This window comes from Bradyrhizobium sp. STM 3843, from assembly GCF_000239815.1.
In the GTDB taxonomy this organism is placed as follows: Bacteria; Pseudomonadota; Alphaproteobacteria; order Rhizobiales; family Xanthobacteraceae; genus Bradyrhizobium.
Genome location: NZ_CAFK01000192.1, coordinates 1 through 7509, shown reverse-complemented (window position 1 = coordinate 7509; position 7509 = coordinate 1). Strand labels below are relative to the sequence as shown.

5 protein-coding genes are annotated in these 7509 nt (G+C 65.0%); 2 read left to right on the top strand and 3 right to left on the bottom strand.

From position 1 onward, the window contains the following. The first annotated feature begins 316 nt into the window (after nt 1-316). Nucleotides 317-1513 carry an acyltransferase gene (locus tag BRAS3843_RS20050; protein WP_008970837.1) on the top strand — a complete coding sequence of 399 codons (1197 nt, stop codon included), beginning with the start codon at nt 317-319 and terminating at the stop codon, nt 1511-1513. A 188-nt stretch (nt 1514-1701) separates the two neighbouring features. Here BRAS3843_RS20050 and purL read toward each other — a convergent pair whose 3' ends face one another. After that, nucleotides 1702-3909 (bottom strand): phosphoribosylformylglycinamidine synthase subunit PurL, encoded by a 2208-nt coding sequence (purL, locus tag BRAS3843_RS20045; RefSeq protein WP_008970836.1) that lies wholly within the window; start codon nt 3907-3909, stop codon nt 1702-1704. A gap of 195 nt (nt 3910-4104) precedes the next feature. On the opposite strand from purL, the gene BRAS3843_RS20040 reads away from it, so the two are divergent. After that, a complete protein-coding gene (locus BRAS3843_RS20040; protein WP_008970835.1) occupies nt 4105-4581 on the top strand; it encodes a PaaI family thioesterase in 477 nt (158 codons plus the stop codon). Here BRAS3843_RS20040 and BRAS3843_RS20035 read toward each other — a convergent pair. Both BRAS3843_RS20035 and BRAS3843_RS38960 read right to left on the bottom strand, forming a co-directional pair. Beyond that, entirely contained in the window at nt 4575-5765 is a 1191-nt protein-coding gene (locus BRAS3843_RS20035) for a cytochrome P450 (protein WP_139024928.1), read from the bottom strand. The genes BRAS3843_RS20040 and BRAS3843_RS20035 overlap by 7 nt on opposite strands. Nucleotides 5766-5805: 40 nt before the next feature. Then, on the bottom strand, nt 5806-7509 hold a 1704-nt coding region (locus BRAS3843_RS38960; RefSeq protein WP_139024927.1), incomplete at its 5' end, for a VCBS repeat-containing protein.

Sequence of the window (7509 nt, the reverse complement as noted above, 5' to 3'; positions counted from 1 at the left end):
AGAAGTGTCACGGTCCAATCCTCCAGTAGAGTGGTCTTTTGCGCCGCAGCGGCACAGTCCCCGTGTCTAACGGTGGGAGTAGGAGGCGGTTCCAGCGCTGCAAGGGCCGGCATTGCCCGCTCGGGGTGACGCATGTTTTCCGCGGGCCACAATTGCCAAGCGTCGGTTGAGGTGTGTCGGCGCTGCCCTTGCTATTTGCAGCGCAACCAGCAACATGGAATGCGACCTAGGCGTATGCTTGCGCGCTGCGAACCCCGCGTAGGAGCTGGTGGAGCGGCTGCGAGCTTCGGAAGGCAGAGCAAAGGGGCAGGCTCACATGGTCATATCGGTTTCGCAATCGGCTGCAGCTGCAAAGGTCGAGCTCCAATCGCCGCCGCGCACCAGAGCCCGCAATGCCGCGCTCGATCATGCCCGCACGTTCCTGACTCTCGTGGTCGTGCTGCATCACGCAGTCATCCCCTACACCTATTTCGGACACACGGACCCGAGCTCTTTCATCGGCTTCGACTGCATTGTGCTCGCGACCGACAGTTTCTTCATGGCAATGTTCTTCTTCCTGTCGGGACTGTTCGTATGGCCCGGCTTGAAGCACAAGCCGCCGCAGGTGTTCCTGCGCGACCGCCTGCTGCGGCTCGGCCTGCCGTTCGCGATCGCAGTGCTGACGCTGATCCCGCTCGCCTATTACGCGATCGAGCTGCGCGCCAATCCCGATGCGAGTTTTTCCGCCTTCTGGTGGAAGACCGTGACGGTCGGGCCGTGGCCAAGCGGTCCGGTCTGGTTCATCTGGGTGCTGCTCGCCTTCGATCTCTCGGCGTGCCTGCTCTACCAGCTCTCGCCGACCCTGCTCGATCCCCTCAATCGGCTGTCGCTGCGCGGCTTTGATCGGCCGCGTGTCGTCTTCCTGTTCCTGGTTGCCGTCACCGCGATTCTTTACGTTCCATTGCGGGTCTATTTCGGTCCCAATCACTGGTTCGAATTCGGCGCCTTTTCGGTGCAGTCCAGCCGCGTGCTGCTTTATGCAGCCTATTTCTACATCGGGGCCGGGATTGGAGCGGCCAATTTCGAGCGCGGGCTCCTCGGCGCAGAAGGCCAGCTCTCGCAAGGCGGACTGCCGCGCTGGATCATCGTCACACTGATTCCGTACTGCCTGCTATGGGGGTTGATCGCCGTCAAGCGTCTGGTGCTTGGCAATCCGCCGGTCCAACCGGACTGGTACGAGGCAGCCTACGGCCTATTCTTCGCCGTGTTCAGTGCCGGCATGATGTTCTGCATTCTCGCCTATTTCCTGAACAATCGACGCTCGGAATTCTCCGTGCTCGATCGCATGCAGGCCGACGCCTATGGCATCTTCCTGGTGCACTATCCGATCGTGCTGTGGATCCAGTACTGGCTGTTCGACTTCAACCTGCCGGCCGTCGTCAAGGCATCGATTGCCTTTGTCGGCACCACCCTGCTCAGCTGGGGTGCCACCTGGGTCCTGCGACAGATTCCGGGCGCGAAGAACGTGTTGTAGGGCGATCTACCGCCGCAAAAGCCAGATACAAACGCCGCTGTCGTCCCCGCGAACGCGGGGGACCCATAACCTTAGGGCGTTGTCGTCGGGCGCGATGTTTCGACCAACCTGCAAGACAACTCCGGCCTGGGAGTACGGGTCCCGGCTCGCGCTTCGCTTGGCCGGGACGACGAGCAGGCAATGACGCTTTAAGCCGCCCCGCCCATAAAGGCCGGCAGCCAGCTTTCGAACCGCGTCTTCAGGCTCGCGACCTCGACCGGCGCCTCCCCGGCAATCGCGATCGCATCGCCGCCGGTGGTGCCGATCCTGACGCAGGGAATGCCGCAGCCGCGCATCTTGGCGAGGACACGGCCGGCTTCAATTTCGGGCATCGTCACGATGTAGCGGGCCTGGTCCTCGCCGAACCAATAGGCATGCGGCACGATCGCCGCGGGAGCCGCGAGCAGCCGGGCGCCGATGCCTGAGGCCATCGCCATCTCGGTGAGCGCGACCAGGAGCCCGCCATCCGCGAGATCGTGTACGGCTGTTGCGGTGCCGGCGTGGATCATGCCGCGGACGACGTCGCCATTGCGCTTCTCGGCCTCGAGATCGACCGGCGGCGGTGCGCCCTCTTCGCGACCGCAGATATCGCGCAAATAGACCGACTGCCCGAGCCAGCCATGGGTCTCGCCGATCAAGAGGATCGCCTCGCCTTCGGCCTTGAACGCAAGCGTCGCGGATTTGGTGAAATCGTCGAGCAGGCCGACGCCGCCGATCGATGGGGTCGGCAGGATCGCACGGCCGTTGGTCTCGTTGTAGAGCGAGACGTTGCCGGAGACGACCGGGAAGTCGAGCGCACGACAGGCTTCCGAGATGCCCTTCAGGCAGCCGACGAACTGACCCATGATCTCGGGCCGCTCCGGATTGCCGAAGTTGAGATTGTCGGTGATCGCGAGCGGCCGGCCGCCGACAGCGGTGATGTTGCGCCAGGCTTCCGCAACCGCCTGCTTGCCGCCCTCGAACGGATCGGCCTCGCAATAGCGCGGCGTGACGTCGACGGTGAGCGCCAAACCCTTCGGCCCATCCTGCACGCGGACGACAGCGGCGTCGCCGCCCGGCCGCTGCACGGTGTTACCGAGGATGACGTGGTCGTATTGCTCCCAGACCCAGCGCTTGGAGCAGAGATCGGGCGTCGCGATCAGCTGCTCCAATGCGGGGATAATTCCGATCGGCGCCGTGGTCTCGCGGGCATGGATCACCGGCAGCGCCGGCGAAGCCACGTGCGGCCGGTCGTAGACCGGTGCCTCGTCGCCAAGCTCCTTGATCGGCAGATCGGCCATCACGTCACCGCCATGCTTGACGATGAAGCGCTTGCTCGGCGTGGTGTAGCCGACGACCGCGAAGTCGAGGCCCCATTTGCGGAAGATGGCCTCCGCCTCTTCCTCCTTCTCCGGCTTGAGCACCATCAGCATGCGCTCTTGGCTTTCCGAGAGCATCATCTCGTAGGCGCTCATGCCGGTCTCGCGGGTCGGCACCGCGTCGAGATCGAGGTCGACGCCGAGATCGCCCTTGGCGCCCATCTCGACCGCCGAACAGGTCAGGCCCGCCGCGCCCATGTCCTGGATCGCGATCACACAGTCGGCGGCCATGATCTCGAGGCAGGCTTCCAGCAGCAGCTTCTCGGCGAAAGGATCGCCGACCTGCACGGTCGGACGCTTCTCCTCCGAGGAGTCGTCAAACTCCGCCGAGGCCATCGAGGCGCCGTGGATACCGTCGCGGCCGGTCTTGGAACCGAGATAGACGATCGGCATGTTCACGCCGGAGGCGGCCGCGTAGAAGATCTTGTCGGCATCGGCGAGGCCCACCGCCATCGCGTTGACCAGGATGTTGCCGTCATAGCGGGTATGGAAGCGGGTCTGTCCGCCCACCGTCGGCACGCCGAAGGAATTGCCGTAGCCACCGATGCCAGCGACCACGCCGGACACCAGGTGCCGGGTCTTGGGATGCTCCGGCGCGCCGAACGACAGCGCATTGAGGCAGGCGATCGGACGCGCGCCCATGGTGAAGACGTCGCGCAGAATACCGCCGACGCCGGTGGTCGCACCCTGATAGGGCTCGATATAGCTCGGGTGGTTGTGGCTCTCCATCTTGAACACGACGGCCTGGCCGTCGCCGATATCGATCACGCCGGCGTTCTCGCCAGGTCCCTGGATCACCCAGGGCGCCTTGGTCGGCAGTCCCCGCAGATGAATGCGCGACGACTTGTACGAGCAGTGCTCGTTCCACATCGCCGAAAAGATGCCGAGTTCGGTGAAGGTCGGGACCCGCCCGATCAGCTTCAGGATGCGCTCATATTCGTCCGGCTTCAGGCCATGGGCGGCGACGAGTTCGGGGGTGATCTGCGGTTCGTTACGCATGGAGAGGTGCCTTTGCCCCGTGGGCCGCTATTCCCTAAGCCTGTTTCATAGAAACATAGGCCGGACCGGAAAAGGCCTTTTACGGCCCCGATCCGCCCTGTCCAGAGCTTTGGCCTGTGACCAGGGAACGGGAGATTTGCAGAGCGACGATCAATCGGATTTAAGAAGGTAAATCAGCAATTAAAGGCCCCGCCCGTGCACGACCTCGCCCGCTCCGCCTTCGACAACCGCCCCGGTATCCACATCGCCGCCGACGGCGAATTCGCCGGCTGGCGCACCTGGCTGCGCGACAGCTTTGAAAGCCAGACCGGCCCGTTCTGGCACCGGATGGAGGATGACGGCTCGATCCGCTGCGCGTTCCGGGTGGAGAAGAAACACCTCAACGGCAGCGGCAACGTCCATGGCGGCTGCTTCATGACCTTCGCCGACTATTGCCTGTTCGCCTTTGCCGCACCGATCCTGCAAGGTCCGGCCGTCACCGTCTCGTTCTCCTCCGAATTCCTCGACGCCGCACGCCAGGGCGAGCTGGTCGAAGCCACCGGCGAAGTGACCCGCGCCGGCGCCTCCCTGATCTTCCTCCGCGGCTTGCTGAAATCCGGCGAGCGGCCGCTGTTCTCGTTTTCCGGCACCATCAAGCGGGTCCGGCGGCGCGGCGAGCCCAACGGTCAGTAGAGCTGGACCAGCAGTCTGGTCTGAGACCGGAACAACATGTTGCCGCGCCATTCGAGACTCCGGGCCAGGCGGACCGCCTTTGGCGCGGCGGCCAGGAAGGCCAAGAGCCCCTCCTCGAGGATGCAATGCGCGAGCCCTGCCCCGAGACATCGATGCGCGCCGAAGCCGAAGCTTGCGTGCCGCAAAGCCTGCCGGTTGAGGTTCAGCCGGTCGGGTTCGGCAAACACGGCCGGGTCGCGATTGGCCGAGCCCAGCCACAGCACCAGCGTCTGTCCCACCGAAACCCGCTGTCCCTGCCATTCGAAACAGGCCGTTGCGCGCCGCATCAGTCCCTGGAGCGGCGTGTCATAGCGAAGCAGCTCGTCGATGGCCCCCGTGTCGCAATCGCCATGCCGGAGTTTCTCGAGTTCGGACGGATGATCAAACAGCGCCAATAGCGCATTGGCCAGCGCATGCGTGCTGGTCTCGTGACCGGCAAGCAGCAGCAGCGACGCGGTCGAGATCACCTCGTCCCGGCTCATCACGGCACCGTTCACGCTTGAACCTGCGAACGCGCTGATCAGGCCGGACGCCTGCACGCGGCCAACCTGCTGCGCTAGATAGGCACGCGTGGCCTGCACTGCCTCGATCGCCCGCGACACCTGGCTCGCCGAGCAGCCGCGTCCCGCCCCCTGTTCGATGCACTCCGACCAGTGCCGAAATTGCGCGTGATCCTGCTCGGGCAGGCCGAGCGCATCGCAGATCGCGGCCAGCGCGAGCGGCGCGGCGTAGTCGCTGATGACGTCGATGATTGCAGCGCCGCTGAGCAGCTTGCCGAGCAGCGCCGCGGCGCGTTGGCGCACGAGCGGCCGCATTTGATCGGCGAACCGGTTGGGCATGCCGCGCTTGGCGAGCGCCCGGAGCCGCGCGTGATCGGGACCGTCCATCCGGATCAGCCAGTGCGCGAGATGCTGCTCCAGCATGTCACCCCGCCTGCCCTCGCCCGCCACCGGCTGCGCCAGCGGCAGCCGCCCCACGGACAGCGCCGGATGCCTGATGAGGTCCATCACGTCGGAGTAGCGGGTCAGTGTCCACGCGTTGACGTCGGGATTCCAGCACGCCGGCGCTTGTGCGCGCAGGCCGCGGTAATAGGCATAGGGATCGGCGACATAGGCGGCAGCGCGCATGACCGGCTTACGATTCATGCGGGGCGCCGCATCCGGCACCCCGCGCTCTTGCTTCACATTACATCGCCGCCAGATCCGGCCACGACCATGAGAACGGAAGATTGGCCGCCGCCACTGCGCCCGCCTGATCTTCGTTGCCGAACCAGCCGGGTATCTGCACCGGGCTGCTCCAGCCACCGGTGACGTTGCCGGTGATGTCCAGCTTCCAGCCGATCCGGTAATAGCCGTGATTGCCGTTGGACGGATGATCGAGGTGGAACACGATCAGGTCGGGCCGGCCATCGCCATTCACGTCGGCGACCGCGATGCTGCCGCCCTGGTTTTCATTGCCGAACCAGCCGGGGATCTGAATCGGGCTGCTCCAGCCCCCGGTGACATTGCCCGCCGCGTCGAGATTCCAGCCAACGCGGTAGTAGCCGTGATTGCCGTTCGAGGGATGATCGATGTGAAACACGATCAGATCCGGCCGGCCGTTGCCGTTGATATCGGCGAGCGCAATACCGCCGCCCTGGTTCTCGTTGCCGAACCAGCCGGGAATCTGGATCGGATTGCTCCAGCCGCCGGTGACGTTGCCCGCGGTGTCGAGATTCTTGCCGATGCGGTAGTAGCCGTGATTGCCGTTCGAGGGGTGATCGATGTGGAACACGACCAGGTCGGGCCGGCCGTTGCCGTCGAGATCACCGACCGCGATGCCGCCGCCCTGATTCTCGTTGCCGAACCAGCCGGGAATTTGGACCGGGCTGCCCCAGCTCGCGGCGCGGCCAGCAGGCGTCAGATCCCAGCCGACGCGGTAGTAGCCATGATTGCCGTTGGACGGATGATCGATGTGGAACACCACGAGATCCGGCCGGCCGTTGCCATTGATGTCGGCCGTCGCGATGCCGCCGCCCTGGTTCTCATTGCCGAACCAGCCGGGGATCTGGGCCGCCGTGCCCCAGGCCGCGCCGCCTGAACTGTCGAGGCCCTCGCGTGTCATGCGGCAATAGCCGTGATTGCCGCCGGACGGATGATCGAGATTGAACGCGACGAGGTTCAGTTGCGCGGCCGCGCTGAGCGCGGGAAGCCGGTAGCACGCGAGACCTCGATTGGTCCCGACGAATACGCTGTTCTCGGTGCAGCTCATCGGCGGGTAATGAGGAAGCACGGCGGAGCGATCATTGGGATCCCGCAGTGAGTTGAACAGCTCGGTGCCGTCGAGACCGTTGAACGCCCACAGCGCCGAAGGATTGTGGTCGTCGCCGCCGTCGGTCACCCAGACCAGGGGAAGCTCGCCGAGCCGGTCGGTGGCCGGCGTCGTGATGACGATCGGCGAGCCTGCAGCGTTGGCGAAGGCAACGGTTGAACCGAAGATGTCCTTGGCCTGCCAGAATTCGTGCAGGCCGAAGCGGCCGTCCTGCGTGCCGATCTTGAATGCACAGAGGCCGGGTCTGCCGGCACCGCTCAGATAGACGATACGATCGCCGTTGGCCGCGCGATAGAATGCCGGTGCGCATCTCACCTCGCCGTTGAACGGATGAATGCGCTGAACTTCGCCGGCCCAATGCCCGAGATTTGCGCTGCTGAGCAGGTATACGTTTCCCGCCTTGTCACCGGTGACCAGCAGCCGCGCGATCTCGTCCGACTGAGGAGGCACCAGCAGGGCGCTGGCGCCGCCGAGGTCATGGTCGTCAGCGTTGAGCTGTCGCGTATCTCCGGGGGCATACCAGTCCGCCGCCACCAGGCTGCGCGAGATCTGCAGATCGAAGCCGACCCGGTAATAGCC

What these genes read in the sequence shown, in the direction of transcription:
- BRAS3843_RS20050 (WP_008970837.1), top strand. Translation starts at nt 317, where the DNA reads ATGGTCATATCGGTTTCGCAATCGGCTGCAGCTGCAAAGGTCGAGCTC.
- purL (WP_008970836.1), bottom strand. Translation starts at nt 3,909, where the DNA reads ATGCGTAACGAACCGCAGATCACCCCCGAACTCGTCGCCGCCCATGGC.
- BRAS3843_RS20035 (WP_139024928.1), bottom strand. Translation starts at nt 5,765, where the DNA reads ATGAATCGTAAGCCGGTCATGCGCGCTGCCGCCTATGTCGCCGATCCC.